Raw genomic sequence first — 18080 nt, 5'->3', positions numbered from 1 at the left:
CGCGGGATCAGTCGGCTCCCGGAAGCGTGAGCCCGCCGAGCAAGGCAACCAGATCGGCCTGGCGATTGAGCCCGGTCTTGGCAAAGACAGCCTTGAGCTGGTTGCGCACGGTATCGCGCGCGACACCGACGTCCTTGCCGATGACATCCAGCGTCAGCCCGGCGGCGATGCCGCGCGCGACGCGGGCCTCGGCCGGGGTCAGATCGAACAGGCCGGTGAGCAGCTCTGCGTTCGGCACCACCGTGCGATCGACCGGCGTGATCACCACCAATGCGGACGCCAGCGAGAAGAAGTCCTGCGCGGTCCGCCGCACCGGCAGCAGGTGAACGATCATCGGCACCTTGTCGTTCTGGGCCGGGATCGGAATCGAACAGACGCTGCGCGCATCGGGCTGGAGCCGCGCCTGCGCAAGCATCTCCAGCCCGTCGGCGAACAGGCGATCGACCGCCGGGTCGGTAAACGCCAGCCGTTCGAGCCGGTCGCGGCAGACCTCCGGCACCAGCGCCTCGAACAGCGGATTGGCGGCGTACAACCGGCCCGGTCCGCGCAGAACCGCCGCGGGCAAGCCGACTTCGGCGAGCACGTGAGCCATCGCGCGCGCCTTCTCCAGCCCACGGCGTGCGCCGAGCAGCGCGGCGCGCGCAAGATGCGGCCGAAGCGAATCGAATAACCCGATCATGCTGCGGTCGACCGGGCCGATCTCATGACGTCGCTCGAACGAGAAGATGATGGTATCGCCGCTCGGCACGTCGAACATGGTTCCGACCGCCCAGCCGAGGCCGCGCCTGCGATAGAACTCGTAGACCGGATCGCTGGCGAGCTCTTCCGGCGAGAAGTGATCATGGTCACACGCGAAGCCGAGCAGTGCGCTCTCCCGCATCCGCGTCGGGCGCGGGTTCTTCTCGGCCCAGCCGTCGCGGAGAAATTCCACCATCGTGTCGTGAATGTCGGGCGAGGCTTCCCAACGCATCCGGTCGAGATTGGTGGTGAACAGCACGCCGCCGGCACCGTCGATGAGGCCCGACAGCCGGCCCAACACGGTCGGCCACAACTCGGGCACGACCGCAGCCTCGTAAATCGAATCTGTCAGATGCTGAAATTCGTCGCTTGAAATCATATGAGCATCATCAATAGGGCCGAAGCGGTCGTGCGGCAAGGCACGGCGCAAGCGGCCAAGCGACGCTGACGCCGATCCGTTCGGACCTGCCTAGTCCTTGATCAGTTCGATCACGGCCGCAGCGAATGCCTCGGGCGCTTCCTGCGGCAGGTTGTGGCCGGCGCGCGGGATCACGCGATGCTGCCGGCGGCCGGTGAACCTGGCCGCGCTGGCGCTGCCGTCGGTCGCGGGCGCGACGCCGTCACCGGCGCCATCAAGCGTGATGGTGGGCACGGTGATGTCAGGCAGTGCGGCGAGGCGGCGCTGCAGTTCGGCATAGCGTGGATCGCCCTCGGCGAGCCCGTAGCGATGGCGATAGCTGTGGACCACCACGTCGACATAATCAGGGTTGTCGAACGCCGCAGCGGTGCGCTCGAAGCAGGCGTCGTCGAATTGCCAGTTCGGCGACCACTGCGACCACAACAGCTTCGCAATCCCGCGGCGGTTGGCGGCCAGCCCGGCGCGGCCGCGCTCGATCTGGAAATAGTACTGATACCAGTAAGCCGCCTCGCGCTCCGGCCGCATCGGCGCCATCGCGTTGGCGATGTCCTGGATCAGGTAGCTGTTGACGCTGACGAGCCCGATGCAGCGGTCCGGCCACAGCGCGGCGCCGACGCACGCGGCGCGGCCGCCCCAGTCATAGCCGGCGAACACCGCGCGGCTGATGCGAAGCGCATCCATCAGCGCCATCATATCGGCACCGACCGCCGCCTGCTCGCCGGAGCGCGGCGTCGCCTTGTCGCGGAATGTCGTCGGTCCGTAGCCGCGCAGATAGGGGACGATCACGCGACAACCCTGTGCCGCCAGCAGCGGCGCGACGTCGACATAGGAATGGATGTCGTAGGGAAAACCGTGCATCAGCATCACGGCCGGGCCATCGGCGGGGCCGGCCTCGTAATAACCGATGTTGAGCACGCCGGCATCGACATGACGCAGCGGCTCCAGCCGTTTTGTCGAAGGCGCGCGCGGTATCGAAACATCGTCGGTCACGGCGAACTCCCTGATCGTGGTCGTTGGCTGGGATGATAGCTCGTCCGGCGCGCCCAATCACTAAAGTCGCCTTGCAGCGCGCGCCATGGAGCGATGCGCCTGTCTCATCATGACGGCTGGCCAATTGCGCGATAGGCTAGCGGCCGCCGATGTCTCCGAAGACGGACCGTGTCATGCCGCGATTGCTTGCCGTGCTCGCCTTGTTGGGATCGCTCGTCACCCAGGCCTGGGCGCAGGACGCCCAGCGCAGCGAATGCCTGGCGATGGCGAATGCGCCGCCGCGGGCGGTCCTGGTGGGCTACCGGCGCGTCGCGGCAAAGGCCGACGAGGTCGCGATCACCTATGGCGGCCACTCGACCTATTACATCGAAACGCCGGGCGGCATCCGCATCGCGACCGACTACAACGGCGCCTATCGCACCGGACGGCTGCCCGACGTCGTCACCATGAACCGCGCGCACGAGACCCACTACACGCTGTTTCCGGATCCGAAGATTCCGCACGTGATGCACGGCTGGGGCGAGAAGGGGCAGGCCGCGCACTACGCGGAGCGGATCGGCGATGTCTACATACGCAACGTCACCACCGACATCCGCCGCTACTGGGGCGAAGGCTCCGGCGGCGAGATGATCAAGGACGGCAATTCGATCTTCATCTTCGAGGTCGCCGGGCTCTGCATCGGCCATCTTGGCCATCTGCATCACAAGCTTGACGACAGCCATTTCGCGGCGATCGGCCGGCTCGACATCGTGATGGTGCCGATCGACGGCACCTATACGATGTCGCTCGACGGCGTCTCGGAAATCACTAAACGGCTGCGCGCTTCGGTGGTGCTGCCGATGCACCGCTTCTCGACGCCGCTCGACGAATTCATGCGCCTGATCGGCCAGCAATTCGAGATCGACCGGCGCGGCGGCGAGCGCACCTTGAGGATATCGCGCGACTCGCTGCCGGCGACGCCGACGGTGATCATCCTCGACGGTGTCTGACGCTTAATCTTCCGCCTGCGCACGCAGATAATGCCGGCGCGATTTGGCCAGATTGCCGCAATCGCCCATCGAGCACCAACGCCGGTTCTGCGCGCGGCTCTCGTCGACGAACAGGGATCCGCAGCCGCGCTCGTCCTGGCACTGCTTGATCTTCTGCGCGCGCGGACCGGTCAGAAGGCTGACCGCCGACCATGCGATCGGCTTCAGCAGCATCTCGGGCGCGACCTTCTCCGTGGTCGGCTGCCATCGCAGCGCGCTCCCGACGGGACCGAGCGCAAGCCCGCCGAACGAGGTTCCGAGCCACCGGTTGAGCGCAGCCAGCGCCGCCGCATCGACCTTGCCGCCGCCGATCTGGGCCGCGAAAATCTGGTAGATCGCCTCGCGGAGCGCATGCATCGTCGCCAGAAAGGCTTCCGCCTCCCGCGGCGCGGACTTCCATCGCGCCTTGAGTTGCGTGACCAACTGGCGATCCGCCAGTTCCACATCGACAAGCCATTTCAGCGCCGCGTCCGGCGTGGCGATCCGCTCCTCGACCAGGTCGCGCCGCCGCCACGCGACGGTATTGACGAATCGGATGCTGAGCTCTTCCCGGGCCGATGCTTCGGCCGAGGTCATATGCGACATGATCCGCCGGCTCTCTTCGGAACTTGCAACCCCTTAAGGGGTTAGGCTAGATATAACCTCATAAGGGGTTGCGTGCAATCTAGCGCGGGAGCTTGCCATGTCCAAGCGCGTTCTGATCCTCGGCGCATTCGCGGCGATCTATCTGCTCTGGGGTTCCACCTATTTCGCGATCGCACTCGGCCTGAAGTCGATCCCGCCGTTCCTTTTGATGGCGCTGCGCTCGCTCGGCGGCGGCCTGATCCTGGTGGCGCTGAACGGCCGCGGCGTGATGCACACGTCGCTGTCGAGCTGGGTCAATGCGGCGACCTGTGGCGTGTTATTCTTCGTCGGCTGTCACGGCGTTCTCGCCTATGCCCAGCAATCGGTTCCCTCGGGCATCGCGGCCATCCTGCTGGCCACGATCCCGTTCTGGATCCTGCTGATCGATTTCCTGTTTCCGCAAACCCGCCGCCCCAGGGCGATGACGCTGGCCGCCTTGCTGCCCGGCCTGGCCGGGGTCGCGATCGTGGCCTGGCAATCTGCCGGACACAGCCACGCCAGCGTCCTGCCGATCATCCTGCTGCTCGGCGCGTCGCTGTCCTGGGCAGCCGGCACCGTGCTGTCGCGCCGAACGTCGAGCCATGAATCCTCGACGCTATCTTCGGGGATGCAATTATCGATCGGCGGCGCCGTGCTGTTTGCGGTCAGCCTTGTATCCGGCGAGTGGGACGAATTCTCGTTGCACAATGTTTCGCCGACATCGCTCGCAGCCGTCGTTTACCTCGCCATCGCCGGCAGCGTGATCGGCTTCGCGGCATTTCGCTGGCTGCTCGGCAACGTCTCGACATCGATGGTTTCGACCTACATCTTCGTCAATCCGATCATCGCGGTGCTGCTCGGAACGCTGGTGCTGGGTGAACCGTTCTCGGTCGCGATGCTGTTCGGCGGGCTGCTGGTGATCGCCTCGGTCATCGCCACCTGGCGGGCCGAGCAGGCGACGCCTTCGTCGACCGAGCCCGATCGATCATTGCCGGTACCGCGACCGCTCCTGCGGCCGGCTGACGGTCGGCGCGGGCGCGTTGCCGACACGCACGATTGCGTTAGCCGCCGATTTTCACGCTTGACCTAGAGCATGCTCTAGCATGTTGACTTGGAACGGTCCGCAGACCACCGCAACAAGGATCCGTCCCATGGCAGCAACCAGCACTCTCCCGCACCGCAAGCTCGGCAATGACGGCCCCCAGGTTTCTGCGATCGGGCTCGGCTGCATGTCGCTATCGGGCGTCTATGGCGCCAATGACGATGCCGCGACGCCCGACTTCATCCGCGCGGCGATCGACAAGGGGATCGACTTCCTCGATAGCGCCGACCTCTATGGCTTCGGTCACAATGAGGAGCTGCTGGGCCGCTCGCTAAAGGGCCTGCGCGACAAGGTCGTGATCGCGACCAAGTTCGGCCAGGTGAAGACCGCGACCGGAATGGGCGTCGACGGCCGGCCGGCCTATGTCCAGCAGGCCTGCGAGGCGAGCCTGAAGCGGCTCGGCATCGAGACCATCGACCTGTATTACCAGCACCGCGTCGATCCGAATGTGCCGATCGAGGAGACCGTCGGCGCGATGGCGCGTCTGGTCGAGCAGGGCAAGGTCCGTCACCTCGGCCTGTGCGAGGCGCGTCCCGAAACCATCCGCCGCGCCCACAAGGTCCACGGACTGGCCGCGGTGCAGACCGAATATTCCCTGCTCTACCGCAGCGAGGCCGAGGAGACGCTGGACGCGACGCGCGCGCTCGGCATTGCCTTCGTCGCCTATTCGCCGCTCGGCCGCGGCTTCCTGACCGGACAGATTCAGTCGCAGGCCGACATTGCCGGCGATCGCCGCGGCGACCATCCGCGTTTTGCCGGCGACAATTTTGCCCGCAACCGCGATCTGGTCGGCCAGATCGTCGCGATCGCGCGCACCAAGACCTGCACGCCGGCGCAGCTGGTGCTGGCCTGGCTGCTGGCGCAGGGACAGGACATCGTGCCGATCCCCGGCACCAAGCAGCTGACGCGGCTGGACGAGAACATCGGCGCGCTCGCCGTGACGCTGTCGCCGACCGAGCTGGCGCAGATTTCCGCGGCGATCCCGCCCGGCGCTGCGGCCGGCGAGCGCTATCCGGCCGGCGCGATGAAGGCGGTCTATCTCTGATGGACGCCCGGACGCCGCATCCGCAAGCCGTGCCGGGCGCGCTCTATATCGGCGACATCGCGCGCCGCACCGGCCGCAGCGTGCACACCATCCGCTGGTACGAGGCGCAGGGCCTGATGCCCGGCGTGATCCGCGACCGCGGCCGCCGCCGCGTCTACAGCGACTATCACATCGGCCGGCTCGAGCTGATGGAGCGGCTGCGCCTGACCGGCATGTCGATCCGGCAGCTGCGCGAATACACCGCGCTGGTGAAGCAGGGCAGCACGACCTTGCGCAAGCGCCGCGCCCTGCTCGCCGAGCACCAGCGCCGCGTCAAGGCCATGATCGCCAAATGGACCGAGGCGCTGGCGCTGGTCGACGCCAAGATCGAGTTCTACGACGAATGGGTCGCGGGCGGCACGCGGCCCACGGTCTCGCCGCAGCAGCGCGCCCGCGCCAAGCGCGCCGCTGCCAAAGGCTGAGCAGACAAGGCCTCAGCGCCCTCGCCTAGCACACAACAGGATCTGTCATGGACGATATGCTTCGGCGTAATCGGATGGTCATGCGCGCATCGCATCGGCTGACGCTGCTGACCTTGTGCCTCATGGTCATGATCGCACAGATCGATACTTTCATCGTCAATCTCGGCGCACGTGCAATCGGCGAGCATTTCGACGCCAGCGTCGGCGAGCTGCAATGGATCGTCGACAGCTACAACCTCGTCTATGCGGTGTCGCTGCTGTCCGGCGGCATGCTCGCCGACATTCACGGCCGGCGCCGGATCCTGTTGATCGGCACGCTGATCTTCACCGCCGCTTCGCTTGTATGCGCGGCCGCGCCGACCGCGCCGGTGCTGATCCTCGGACGCGCGCTTACCGGCGCCGGCGGCGCGCTGATGATTCCGGCCTCGCTCGCCATCATCCGGGTGGTCTGGGATCAGCCGGGCGAACGCGCCCGCGCGCTCGGTGTCTGGGCTGCCTGGAACGGTGTCGCGATGGCGCTGGGGCCGAGCCTCGGCGGATTGCTGCTGCCGTGGTTCGGCTGGCGCAGCATCTTCCTGGTGGTGGTGCCGTTCGCGGTGCTGGCGCTGATCCTGGCCGGGTACGCGATCCCTGAATCGTCGGATCCGGCCAACGCGGCGGCGCAATTGTTCGGCGCGCTGGCGCTCGGCAGCCTGACCTATGCCGCCATCAGTGCACACTCCTCGCCGCATGCGACGATCGCGGCCCTGGCGATCGCGATGCTGTCGGCGGCGCTGTTCGTCGCGATCGAACGGAACAAGGGCGCCGAGGCGCTGGTCTCGCCTGACATCCTTGCGGTGCCCGAGTTCCGCGGCGCGATGGCCGCCACTTTGGGCATGACCTTTGGCGGATACGGCATGGTGTTCGTGCTGGCGCTGGCTTGGCAGGCCAGCGGACGGCTGGATGCCGCCGCGAGCGCCGCGGCGCTGCTGCCGATGTCGCTGGTGTTCATTCTGGTCGCGCCGTTCTCCGGCACGCTGTCGGAGCGGCTCGGCATTCGGGTGGCGACGTCAGGCGGCGTGACGCTGATGGGCATCGGCCTGCTGCTGATCGGCGCCGGCGGCCTGCAGCCGAACATCGCGCCCGCCGAGTTCGGACTGGCGGTCACCGGCCTCGGGCTCGGCCTTGGGTCGGGGCCGCTCTCGGCGATGGCCGTCGGCCACGTCGCCGCGGCGCGCGCCGGCATGGCGGCCGCGCTGATCAACGTCGCGCGGATCAGCGGCGCGACGATCGGGGTCGCGGTCCTCGGCGCGTGCTACGCCGCCGCCGGCGGTGGGACGCAGGGATTGTTGTTGTCGATGATGATTGGCAGCCTCGTGCAGTTCAGCGGCGCCGCCATCGCATGGATGATGACACGGCCCAAGGCGCGGCCGGCCCATTTGACGCGTTGACGCGCGCCTCGTTATCCTCCCGCAGCCGACATGGTTCGGCGGCCGACAAGAGCAAGAACAGGGAGCATCATCCATGGCCAGCACTCTGCCCGCCTCTGCGAGCGGGCTCTATGCCAATCCGCGCGAAGACTGGCTCGCCCAATACACCGAAGACATCATCGATCCCGCCAGGCCGATCGTCGATCCGCACCACCATCTCTGGGATCGCGGCGGGCTGCGCTACCTGATCGAGGACATGCGCGACGACATCGCCTCCGGTCACAACATCGTGGCCACCGTCTATGTCGATTGCCGCTCGATGTACCGCGCCGATGGCCCGGAAGCCTTCAAGCCGGTCGGCGAGGTCGAGTTCGCCAACGGCGTTGCCGCGATGTCGGCGAGCGGCGGCTACGGCAAGGCCAGGATCTGCGCCGGCATCGTCAGCCACGTTAACCTTTTGATCGGCGACCAGGCCAAGGCGGTGCTGGAGGCGGAGATATCAGCCGGTAACGGCCGGTTCCGCGGCATCCGCCACTCCTCGGCCTGGGACGAGGACCCCAACGTGGCTCACATGTATGCGAGCCGGCCGAAGGGCATTTTGCTCGATTCGACCTTCCGCAAGGGTTTTGCCTGCCTTGGGCCGCTCGGCCTCAGCTTCGACGCCTGGCTGTTCCATCCGCAAATCGGCGAGCTTACCGACCTCGCCCGCGCCTTTCCCGGCACCAGGATCGTGCTCGACCATTGCGGCGGCCCGGTCGGCACCGGCCGCTTCGCCGGCAAGCGCGCCGAGGCGTTTCCGGTCTGGAAGGCGTCGATCCAGGAGATCGCCAAATGCCAGAACGTCGTCGTCAAGCTCGGCGGGCTGGCAATGTGCCTGCTCGGCTATGACTTCCACCTTCGCCCCAAGCCGCCGTCGTCGGAGGAACTCGCCGCCGCATGGCGACCTTATGTCGAGACCTGCATCGAGGCGTTCGGCCCCAGCCGTTGCATGTTCGAGAGCAACTTCCCACCTGATAAGGGTCAGTGCAGCTATCAGGTGATCTTCAACGCCTTCAAGCGGCTTGCTTCACAATATAGCGAAGTCGAGAAGACGGCCCTGTTCTTGCAGACGGCTAAGGATGTTTATCGGCTCGATATCGGGTAAGCTCGCGCACCATGGATGACGGCATCACCATCCGGCCGCTCCGGGAGACTGATGCGGAAGCGGTTGTCGCGCTCTATGCTAGGGCTGCGGCGGTGGAACCGCGGCTCGGCCCGGTCTCGCTGCCGCAATGGGACCAGTTTCTGAAGCTGCCGCAGAACCGCGGCGGGCGCGACTTTCGGGTTGCCGAACGAGGCGATCGCCTGGTCGGGCTCGCCGAATCCTCGCTGCGCGATCACGGCGCGCCGCAGTCCCGGTTTCTCAAGATCGTGGTCGCGCCGCAGGCGCGGCGCCGCCACATCGGTCTCGCGCTGTTCGACGACGTGCTGGCGATCGACACCGACGCCGATCTCACCGTGCAGACCCAGGTCAGCCCCGACTGGCCGGCCGGCATGGCCTTCGTCGCCGCGTTCGGCTTCGTTCATGTCGGCTCCGAGATCGGGATGAAGTGCGTGGAACCGCTGCAGCCGGCCCGCACGCTTGCCGCCGCGCGCGCCTCGATCGAGCGGATCGGCGACGTCTCGACCTACGCAGCCGAGGTCGCGCGCATCCACAATGCCGCCTACGCCTCGGACGCCGCCTTCCGCCTGTATTCGCCGGAGGAGATGGCGCAGCTTTTGACCGAGAGCGAAATCTGGATCGCCTCCGAGGACGGACAGATGTCGGGCTTCTGCCTGACCGAGCCGGAACAGAACTCGATGTGGATCGAATCGATGGCGGTCGAGCCGGCGCGCCAGGGGCGGGGGCTCGGCCAGCTCCTGCTCTATCGCGTGCTGACCGCGCACGACGTCTCGATCGAGCATCCCTGCTGGCTCAACGTCTCGAGCCGCAATGCCGCCGCGCTGAAGATCTATCGCCGCCTCGGCTTCCGGCCGCAGCACGAAACCTGCCGCTTCAGCGCCACGCGCGGCGAGTTGCTCGCCTCACGTGCGCGGCGTTTTCAATAGAGTGCAACGAGGTTACGTCGAAGCAACGGCGTGCACGCTGTGCTCCCTCGCCCCGTTCTTACGGGGAGAGGGTTGGGGTGAGGGGCCGTCTCCGCATATTCGGTGAGAGCTGCGTTCGCGGAGACTCCCCCTCACCCGGAACGCATCTAACGATGCGTTCCGACCTCTCCCCGCACGCGGGGCGAGGTGAAGCGAGGCCCGAACTAAGGCCATCTCATATTAACCAGCCGCGAGCAGGCTCTACGCCCACTCGCCTTTGCGGAACACCGGCACGCTGCGGCCGTCGGCGTGGATGCCGTCGATGTCGGTGTGCGCGGAGCCGATCATCCAGTCGATATGGATCAGGCTCTTGTTGCCGCCCTGCTCGGCGATCTGCTGCGGCGTCAGCTTGTCGCCACCAACGAAACACTTCGAGTAGCACTGGCCGAGCGCGATGTGCGAGGCCGCGTTCTCGTCGAACAGCGTGTTGAAGAACAGCAGCCCGCTCTTGGAGATCGGCGAGGAGTGCGGCACCAGCGCGACCTCGCCGAGCCGGCGCGCACCCTCGTCGGTGTCGAGCACCTTCTTCAGGACCTCCTCGCCGCGCGAAGCCTTGGCCTCCACAATGCGGCCTTCTTCGAACTTGACCGAAATGTTGTCGATCAGCGTGCCCTGGTAGGACAGCGGTTTCGAACTCACGACATGGCCGCTGACGCGCCGGCAGTGCGGCGTGGTGAAGACCTCCTCGGTCGGAATGTTGGCGTTGCAGACGATGCCGTTCTTGGCGGTCGAGGCACCGCCTTCCCATTCATGGCCGTCGGCCAGCCCGATCGTGAGGTCCATGCCCGGGCCGGAATATTTCAGCGCGTGGAAACGCTGGCCGTTGAGCCACTCGGTGCGCTCGCGCAGCTTGGCATTGTGCTTCTCCCAGGCCGCGACCGCGCCATCCTGGTCGACGCGCGAGGCGGAGAAGATCGCGTCTGCAAGTTTTGCCACGGCAACATCCTCGGCATCATCAGGGAAAACCTGTCTGGCCCAGGATGCGCTCGGATAGGCGATGATGTTCCAGTTGGTGTCGAAATTGACGATCTTCTCCAGCGCCGGCTGGTAGGCGATTGAATTCGCCTTGCTGGCGCGCGCGACCTTGGCCGGGTCTTCGCCCGACAGCAGCATCGGGTTGTCGCCGACGATCGCAAGCCGCGCTGTGTTATCGCCGAACGCCTTCGCCATGCCCTCATAGAGCCAGCTGGCGGCACGGTCGAAGCTCGCGTCATGGCCGTAGCGGTAACGCGCCAGCGTCAGTTCCTCGTCCGAGAAGAACGGCGTCACCAGGCCCGCGCCGGCCTTGTAGGCATGCTCGGCAATCCGCCGCACCAGCGGCATCGCCACCGCGGGCGCGGTCAGCAGCAGGTCCTGGCCCGGCCGCAGCTGCAGCCCGACCTTGACCGCGACTTCGGCAAGGCGATCGAGCTTGACGGGATCGATCGAGGCGGAAAGGGCGCGTTGATGTGCGGTCATGAAACGTCCAGCGATGTCGGTTGAGGATTGGTGGATTCGTAGTCCAATTCGAGCTGCATCCGCAAGGTTCCTGCCGCCTTCTCCGATCACGCGACGGCGAGCGGCCGCGGCAAGATTACCGTCTCACCGACCCCAGCACCCGATCCACCATCTCGGGCGCAAGCCCGAGATAGTTCCTCGGCGCAGTGAGACGGTCGATCGTCGCGCGATCGATCCGGCTCGCCACCCGCTGATCCGCCGCCAGCGCGTCGGCCAAGGTCAGGCCCTTCTCGTTGGCGACGCGGCAGGCGTCATAGACGACATCATGCGCCTCCTGCCGGCCGACCGCCGGCGCCAGCCCCATCATCACGGCCTCGGCGACGATGAGCCCGCGGCTGATGTCGAGATTGTCGGCCATCCGCTTCTCGTCGACGATCAGCCCGCCGAGCGCGAACTTCGCCTGATGCAGCGCGCCGGCGGTCAGCACAAAGCTTTCCGGGATCGCCATCCACTCGGCGTGCCACGGGCCGGTGGCGCGCTCGAAATCCTGCACCATCGCGTCCAGCATCAAGCCGGCATGCTGGCGCACCGCCTTCGAGGCCGCCAGCATCAGCTCCGACGAAATCGGGTTACGCTTCTGCGGCATGGTCGAGGACGCGCCGCGTCCCTTGACGAAGGGTTCATAGACCTCGGCGAATTCGGTCGACGCCATGATCATGATGTCGAGCGCGATCTTGCCGAGCGTCCCCGTGATCAGCGCGAGAAAATTCACCGCCTCTGCCAGCCCATCGCGCGCGACGTGCCAGGTCGAGACGGGAACGCCGAGGCCGAGCTCCTCGCACAGCGCCTGCTGCACCGCGAATCCCTTGTCGCCGAGCGAGGCCAGGGTGCCGGCGGCGCCGGCGAACTGGCCGACCAGCACGCGCGGCTTGAGCTGCGCCAGCCGTTCGGCGTGACGGTCGAACGCCGCCAGCCAGATCGCGGTCTTGTAGCCGAAGGTGATTGGCAGCGCCTGCTGCAGATGGGTGCGGCCGGCCATCGGCGTATCGCGATAGCGCTTGGCGAGATCGGCGAGGATGCCGCGGAGCGCTATGATGTCGTTCTCGATGATCGCAAAGCCGTCGCGCACCTGCAGCACCACAGCGGTATCCATGACGTCCTGCGTGGTGGCGCCCCAATGGACGTAGCGGCCGGCCTCGCCGCATTGCTTCACCATCTGATGCACCAGCGGCAGGATCGGATAGCCGACGACGTCGGTCTCCTGTCGCAGCAGGTCGAAATCGAGCGCGGCCACGTCGGTGCGTCTTGCAATCTCCTCGGCGGCTTCCGCCGGGATCACGCCGCAGCGCGCCTCGGCTTTGGCCAGCGCGATCTCGACCTCGGCATAGCGCGCGATCAGACGCAGGTCGGAAAACACCTCGCGCATCGCCTGGGTGCCGAAGGCATCGCGGAACAGCACGGAATCGAGAACGGTGGTCGAGGTCGGGAACGCGGGCATGGGCATATCCTGTGGCCGATCGCAGCTCGGCATTTTGCCTATCATGCCGCGCGCGGACGCCCTACCCCTCGGCCGGCACCTCGCCGAACACCTCGGCTGCGATTTTGCTGGTCTCGATCGCGGCGGGAATGCCGCAATACATCGCGACCAGCAGCAGCACGTCCTGCACCTGCGCGGCGGTGCAGCCATTGGCCCGCGCGCCCTTGGCGTGGACGCGGAATTCGGTCGCCTTGCCGCTTGCCGCGGTGATGCCGAGCATGACCAGGCTGCGGATCTGGTCGGACAGGCCGCTGCGCTCCCAGACGTCGCCATACACATAGGCGTTGATGATGTTCTGCAACGGCGCGCCGAACTCGCCCGCCGCGGCCATCCGTGTGGCGACATCGGCATCGCCGAACATCTTCTGGCGCCGGCGCAGCCCGCGCTCGTGGAGGTCGCTGACATCAACCATTGTCGTCTGGCTCCTTGTTTGAACAAATTATACGGACAAATGTCACGGAGCTCAATGTCCGCTCGCGCGAACTACTTGCGTTGGCCGCACATTTGTCCGTATAAATTGGTCAAAACAGACAGGGTCGAAACAGACCTCGTCAGGCCGGATCTGCGGAGGAATCGGGATGAAGTTGCGCCTGGGCTTGCTGGTCGTCCTGCTCCTCTCCGGCTTCGCGGCGCAGCCTGCCCCGGCCGCCGATGACTTCCCGCAGCGGCAGATCAAGATCATCGTGCCGTTTCCGGCCGGCGCCGGCCCCGACAATGTGGCGCGGCTGATCGGCCAATATCTGCAGGATGCGTTCGGCCAGACCGTGCTGATCGAGAACCGCGCCGGCGCGCTCGGCAGCATCGGCGCCCAGGAGGTCGCACGCAGTGCGCCCGACGGCTACACGCTGTTGATGGGCACGAACACGACGCATGCCAGCAACGTCGCGACGTTCAAGAGCCTGTCCTACGACCCGGTGAAGGATTTTGCCCCCGTCATCCGCACCACGACGACGGCGATGGTGCTGCTGATTAACCCGAGATCTGCGCCCAAGGACCTCGCGCAATTCCTCGATTTCGCCAAGGCGCATCCGAACCTGACCGCGGGCTACGGTTCGGGCGCCTCGCAGATCTCGGTCGCGCAGCTGCAGTCGCGCGGCGGCCTGTCGCTGGTCGCGGCCTCCTATCGCGGCGTGCCGCAGGCCATGACCGACGTGATGGCCGGGGTGATCGATCTCACCTTCGGCGATTTCTCGGTCGCGATCCCGCAGATGCAGGGCGGTACGCTGCGCGGCATCGGCGTGACGTCGGCGGCCCGCAACGAGCTCACCCCGGGCCTGCCGGCGCTCGCCGAAGTGATGCCGGGCTTCGAGGCCACGATCTGGTACGGGCTGTTCGCTCCGGCCGGGACGCCCGCGCCGTTCGTCAACCGGATCTACGCCGAATGCGCAAAGTTTCTGGCGATGCCGGAGACCCGGAAGAAGCTCGCCGATGTCGGCGTGATCGTGGCGCCGCTGACGCCGGCCGAGTTCGGCGGTTTCGTGAAAAGCGAGGTGGTGCGCTGGTCGGCGGAGGTGAAGGCCGCCGGCATCCAGCCGCAATGAAGCGAGGTGGCGAGGCCGCGCCATGGACAACACAACACAAGTCGGGGTGATCGGGCTAGGCCTGATGGGATCGGCGCTGGCGGCCCGTCTCAGCGATGCCGGCGTCGGGGTGATTGGGTACGATATCGATGCAGCGAGGAAGGAAGGGTTGAGCGCCCGCGGCGCTGAATTCGCAACCTTCGCCGCCGAGGTGGCGGCGCGCTGCCAGACCATTGTCCTTGCGGTATATGACGCCGCCCAGATCATGGCATTGCTGCCCGACCTCGCCAACACGACCGCGCCGCCGCTGCTGATCTGCACCACCACCTGCGCGCCCGACGAAATCGCGGCGATCGCCGAATTCGCCGCGCGATCGCATCTCGCCTTCATCGAGGCGCCGATTTCGGGCACCAGCGCCGAGGTGCGCTCCGGCACCGCCACCGCGCTGGTCGCCGGCGAGCCCGACACCATCGAGGCCGCGGCGGAGACGCTCGACATCCTCTGCCCGTGGCGAGTCAATGTCGGTGCGATCGGCAATGCCAGCCGCACCAAGCTTGCCATCAATCTGATCCTGCAGAGCAACCGCGCGGCGCTGGCCGAGGGTATCGTGTTTGCCGAGAGCCTCGGCCTCGACGGCCTGAGCTTCCTTGCGAGCGCGCGGCACTCGGCGGCATATTCCGCCGTCATGGACAGCAAGGGACCAAAAATGCTGGCGCAGGACTTTTCGCCGCAATCGCACATCGCGCAGACGTTGAAGGACGCTGAACTGATCCTGCGTGAAGCCGGCCGGCACGGCCTGTCGCTGCCGATGACGTCAGCGCAGGCCGATCTGCTGCGCAGGACGATCGCGCTGCACGGCCCGACCTGCGACAGTGCCGCGGTGATCGAGGCGATCCGGGCCGGGCGCCGCCTGAACAAGGAAGGTCCATGATCAATTGCGCAATCGCGGGCCTCGGCCGATGGGGCCGCGCGCTGGTCGAGGCTATCAGCAACGAGCCACGGCTCAGGATCGTCGCGGCGGTGGAACCCGACATCGCCAGTGCGGAGCGTTTTCGCGCGACGCATGGTCTTGCACCCACCGCCCGCCTCGACGCCGTGCTCGCCGATCCCGCCGTCGACGCCGTGCTGCTGGCGACGCCGCATTCGCTGCACAAAAGCCAGGTGATCGCGGCCGCTGCTGCTGGCAAGCAAGTGTTCTGCGAAAAGCCGCTCGCGCTTCGGCGCGACGATGCAGCGGCGATGTTTGCCGCCTGCCGCAACGCCGGCGTGGTGCTCGCAGTCGGGCATAACCGACGGTTCTGGCCGTCAATGCAGGCGCTGCGCGCGGTCATTGCCGGCGGCGAGCTCGGCACTATCCTTCATGTCGAGGGTCACAACAGCAACGAGAACTCGCAAGCCGTCACGCAGGGCTGGCGGCTGTCATCAGAGGAATCGCCGGGCGGCGGGCTGACCGGCGCCGGCCTGCACGTGCTCGACGGCTTTGTCAGCCTGCTCGGGGAGGCGCGGCAGGTCTATGCCCGGTTGAATGCACGCGAGACCGGGCCACCGCCGCTCGATACTGCAACCTTGGCGATTGAATTTGTGAATGGCGTCAGCGGCACACTTGCGACGATCCGCGCAACACCGTTCTATTGGCGGGTTCATGTGTTCGGAACGAGGGGATCGGCCGAGGTGCTCGACGAGGTGACGATGGTGCTGCGGAAATCCGGCGAGGCCCCCGCGACGATGCGGTATCCGGCGGTCGATACGCTGGCCGCGGAACTCGCCGCCTTTGCCGACGCGGTCGACGGCCGGCGGCCCTTCCCGATACCGGAAGCCGACGTGCTGGCGACGCTGGCCGCGTTCGAGGCCGCGCTGCAGTCGATGCAGACAGGGCATCCGGCCAACTGCCATTTGGCATGCCAGTAGCCCCCGCATGTCTGACAACCCGGGCAAGGCGAGATCGTCCCGCTACCGCGACATCGCTACCGGTTTGCAGAAAGACATCCGGCTCGGCAGCTACGCCGTCGGCGGCCTGCTGCCGACCGAAACCGAGCTGATGGCGAGCTACAAGGCGAGCCGCCAGACCGTGCGCGAGGCGCTGCGCATCCTGATCGACCAGGGCCTGATCGTGCGCCGCGCCGGCCTCGGCTCGGTGGTGATCGCCTCCGAGCCGCCGGTGCTGTTCACCCACAGCGTCAAATCGCTCGGAGAATGGCTGCGCTATTCCAACGAAACCTACCGCGATGTGGTCAGCAGCGGCGACATCGTCGCCGACCGCAAGCTCGCCGCGCTGCTGAAATGCGAGCCCGGCAAGAGCTGGTTCCTGATCGAGGCGGTACGCCGCTCCGACCAGTTCGCCGCGCCGCTCGGCTGGGCCGAGATCTATGTGCTGCGCAAGTTCGCCGACGTCGTGAAGCGCAGCGATCACGGCCGCTCGCCCGTGCACGAGCAGATCGCCAAGACCTACGGCCAGGTCACCGAGCACGCCCAGATGGAAATCTTCGTCCGCGGCATGCCGGCGCCGATCGCAAAGGCGCTCGGCGTCAAGACCGGCTCGCCGGCGCTGACTGTGGTACGCCGCTACTACGGTCAGCGCGAGGAACTGTTCGAGGTCACCATCACCACGCACCCCGAGGGGCGCTACACCTATACGATGGACATGCAGCGCTCGCTGCGGCCGCCGCTGTAGCGTGTGTGATCGCGGGTATTTGGCTCTGCCTGGGGCCTAGAGCATGATCCGGAAAAGTGTGAAGCGGTTTTCCCTCGCGACAAACGCGAAGCGTTTGCGCGGAGATCATGCTCAAACAAAGCGCTAAAGCGCGATGATGATTCAACCTAATCTCATCGCGCTTTAGCGGGTGCCGGCGTAGTGCTGCTTGACCGAGGTATGTGCCATTTGCGGCGACCCGACCGCGCCCCAGACCGCAACCGCGATCAAGACGGCCGCCCACATATACGGCATCGCATTCAGCTGCTTCATTTCCAACGTCACCCCACACGACATTCAGGCCTCCCGAACGGACGGCCCCTGACCGGAACTTTCGTAAGCCTAGAGCGTGTCCGTTTCAGGACGTCTTCATCGCAATCCAGAAATGATTTCGCGGCAATTCGAAAAAGGTCTGATAAGAGAGGAACGCCTGTATTTTCACCAATTGCAGTGCATTTGAGCCAGGCCATCTGCACATGAGAGAATCTTCTGCTCAGTTCGGACTCAGTGGCGTAAGAGACCTTCCAAAACTTTTATGTCTGAATTCTTTTTGATTGTCCGGCTGAATCGACTCGTGCCAAGACTCCCTGTGACAGTACGATGACAAGGGTTCCCCTGTGACCTCCCAGCCTGCAAACCCCGAAACCGCGAAGCGCTCCCGTCTCAAAGAATCGCAGGAGGAAGTTGCGCGCTCGCTGGAGCGGGAGTTGAGGCTGATGGCCGAAGATCGCCAGGACCGCGCAAGCCGGCTCGGCTTCGACATCGGCGCGAAGCGACTGACAGACGGCGACGCTTAAGCCTTTGGTCGCATAGGCGACCCTCCTCCGTAGTTCTGCTGATTCGCGCGGCCGTTTGCCACGGCCGGCGTGGGTTTTGCTGTGCGCAGGCCGGCCATAACCGCTGCCGCGTTAGGTCGAACTTTATCAATTGCCGTTAGGCCTTTCTGAACCATCGGCGCCCGAAGCGGCGGCCGCCT

Annotated in this window: 19 protein-coding genes; 12 read left to right on the top strand and 7 right to left on the bottom strand. The window is 66.2% G+C overall.

From position 1 onward, the window contains the following. Window positions 1-7: 7 nt before the first annotated feature. Window positions 8-1117, bottom strand: coding sequence for a helix-turn-helix transcriptional regulator (locus XH93_RS03890; RefSeq protein ID WP_194472487.1), 1110 nt, complete (start codon window positions 1115-1117; stop codon window positions 8-10). A gap of 90 nt (window positions 1118-1207) precedes the next feature. Further along, on the bottom strand, window positions 1208-2146 hold the full coding sequence (locus XH93_RS03885) for an alpha/beta fold hydrolase (protein WP_246799479.1): 939 nt from the start codon (window positions 2144-2146) through the stop codon (window positions 1208-1210). 173 nt (window positions 2147-2319) lie between these two features. Between XH93_RS03885 and XH93_RS03880 the strand changes: the two genes are divergently transcribed. Beyond that, window positions 2320-3135: an MBL fold metallo-hydrolase gene (locus XH93_RS03880; protein ID WP_194472486.1), complete on the top strand. Its 816-nt coding sequence runs from the start codon at window positions 2320-2322 to the stop codon at window positions 3133-3135. Between the two features lie 3 nt (window positions 3136-3138). Here XH93_RS03880 and XH93_RS03875 read toward each other — a convergent pair whose 3' ends face one another. Next, complete coding sequence (locus tag XH93_RS03875) at window positions 3139-3759, bottom strand: ABATE domain-containing protein (protein WP_194472484.1); 621 nt, start codon at window positions 3757-3759, stop codon at window positions 3139-3141. A 97-nt stretch (window positions 3760-3856) separates the two neighbouring features. Between XH93_RS03875 and XH93_RS03870 the strand changes: the two genes are divergently transcribed. The 6 genes from XH93_RS03870 to XH93_RS03845 all read left to right on the top strand — a co-directional run bounded on the left by XH93_RS03870 (window position 3857) and on the right by XH93_RS03845 (window position 9882). Further along, window positions 3857-4867, top strand: coding sequence for an EamA family transporter (locus XH93_RS03870; RefSeq protein WP_194472473.1), 1011 nt, complete (start codon window positions 3857-3859; stop codon window positions 4865-4867). Window positions 4868-4928: 61 nt separating this feature from the next. Further along, on the top strand, window positions 4929-5924 hold the full coding sequence (locus XH93_RS03865) for an aldo/keto reductase (RefSeq protein ID WP_194472472.1): 996 nt from the start codon (window positions 4929-4931) through the stop codon (window positions 5922-5924). Then, a complete protein-coding gene (locus tag XH93_RS03860) occupies window positions 5924-6385 on the top strand; it encodes a MerR family transcriptional regulator (RefSeq protein WP_194472470.1) in 462 nt (153 codons plus the stop codon). The genes XH93_RS03865 and XH93_RS03860 overlap by 1 nt, the downstream gene beginning before the upstream one ends. 80 nt (window positions 6386-6465) lie before the next feature. Further along, the gene (locus XH93_RS03855; protein ID WP_210340438.1) at window positions 6466-7815 is read left to right on the top strand and encodes an MFS transporter; all 1350 of its coding nucleotides are present in this window, start codon (window positions 6466-6468) and stop codon (window positions 7813-7815) included. 73 nt (window positions 7816-7888) lie between these two features. Continuing rightward, a complete protein-coding gene (locus XH93_RS03850; protein WP_194472466.1) occupies window positions 7889-8938 on the top strand; it encodes an amidohydrolase in 1050 nt (349 codons plus the stop codon). 11 nt (window positions 8939-8949) lie between these two features. Further along, the gene (locus tag XH93_RS03845) at window positions 8950-9882 is read left to right on the top strand and encodes a GNAT family N-acetyltransferase (protein ID WP_194472464.1); all 933 of its coding nucleotides are present in this window, start codon (window positions 8950-8952) and stop codon (window positions 9880-9882) included. Between the two features lie 240 nt (window positions 9883-10122). Here the strand turns inward: XH93_RS03845 and XH93_RS03840 are convergent, their stop codons facing one another. From XH93_RS03840 to XH93_RS03830, 3 genes are all read right to left on the bottom strand, one after another. Continuing rightward, the gene (locus tag XH93_RS03840; protein WP_194472462.1) at window positions 10123-11379 is read right to left on the bottom strand and encodes an aminopeptidase; all 1257 of its coding nucleotides are present in this window, start codon (window positions 11377-11379) and stop codon (window positions 10123-10125) included. A 115-nt stretch (window positions 11380-11494) separates the two neighbouring features. Continuing rightward, window positions 11495-12856: an adenylosuccinate lyase family protein gene (locus tag XH93_RS03835; RefSeq protein WP_194472459.1), complete on the bottom strand. Its 1362-nt coding sequence runs from the start codon at window positions 12854-12856 to the stop codon at window positions 11495-11497. 61 nt (window positions 12857-12917) lie between these two features. After that, entirely contained in the window at window positions 12918-13307 is a 390-nt protein-coding gene (locus XH93_RS03830) for a carboxymuconolactone decarboxylase family protein (RefSeq protein WP_194472457.1), read from the bottom strand. 166 nt (window positions 13308-13473) lie between these two features. Here XH93_RS03830 and XH93_RS03825 point away from each other — a divergent pair, with 166 nt between their 5' ends. The 4 genes from XH93_RS03825 to XH93_RS03810 are packed head-to-tail and all read left to right on the top strand — an operon-like array spanning window position 13474 to window position 17086. Continuing rightward, window positions 13474-14436 (top strand): tripartite tricarboxylate transporter substrate binding protein, encoded by a 963-nt coding sequence (locus XH93_RS03825; RefSeq protein ID WP_194472455.1) that lies wholly within the window; start codon window positions 13474-13476, stop codon window positions 14434-14436. Window positions 14437-14458: 22 nt separating this feature from the next. Continuing rightward, the gene (locus tag XH93_RS03820) at window positions 14459-15346 is read left to right on the top strand and encodes an NAD(P)-dependent oxidoreductase (protein ID WP_194472453.1); all 888 of its coding nucleotides are present in this window, start codon (window positions 14459-14461) and stop codon (window positions 15344-15346) included. After that, a complete protein-coding gene (locus XH93_RS03815; RefSeq protein WP_194472451.1) occupies window positions 15343-16323 on the top strand; it encodes a Gfo/Idh/MocA family protein in 981 nt (326 codons plus the stop codon). The genes XH93_RS03820 and XH93_RS03815 overlap by 4 nt, the downstream gene beginning before the upstream one ends. Window positions 16324-16330: 7 nt before the next feature. Beyond that, window positions 16331-17086, top strand: a complete 756-nt coding sequence (locus tag XH93_RS03810) for a GntR family transcriptional regulator (RefSeq protein WP_194472449.1) — start codon at window positions 16331-16333, stop codon at window positions 17084-17086. 162 nt (window positions 17087-17248) lie between these two features. Here the strand turns inward: XH93_RS03810 and XH93_RS42660 are convergent, their stop codons facing one another. Further along, a complete protein-coding gene (locus XH93_RS42660; protein WP_256436593.1) occupies window positions 17249-17377 on the bottom strand; it encodes a hypothetical protein in 129 nt (42 codons plus the stop codon). Between the two features lie 344 nt (window positions 17378-17721). On the opposite strand from XH93_RS42660, the gene XH93_RS03805 reads away from it, so the two are divergent. After that, a complete protein-coding gene (locus tag XH93_RS03805) occupies window positions 17722-17901 on the top strand; it encodes a hypothetical protein (protein ID WP_139487183.1) in 180 nt (59 codons plus the stop codon). Window positions 17902-18080: the final 179 nt, after the last annotated feature.

The organism is Bradyrhizobium sp. CCBAU 51753 (genome assembly GCF_015291565.1).
Taxonomy (GTDB): domain Bacteria; phylum Pseudomonadota; class Alphaproteobacteria; order Rhizobiales; family Xanthobacteraceae; genus Bradyrhizobium; species Bradyrhizobium ivorense.
The sequence above is the reverse complement of the archived record's forward strand: the minus strand, read 5'-3'. Positions and strand labels throughout refer to the sequence as shown.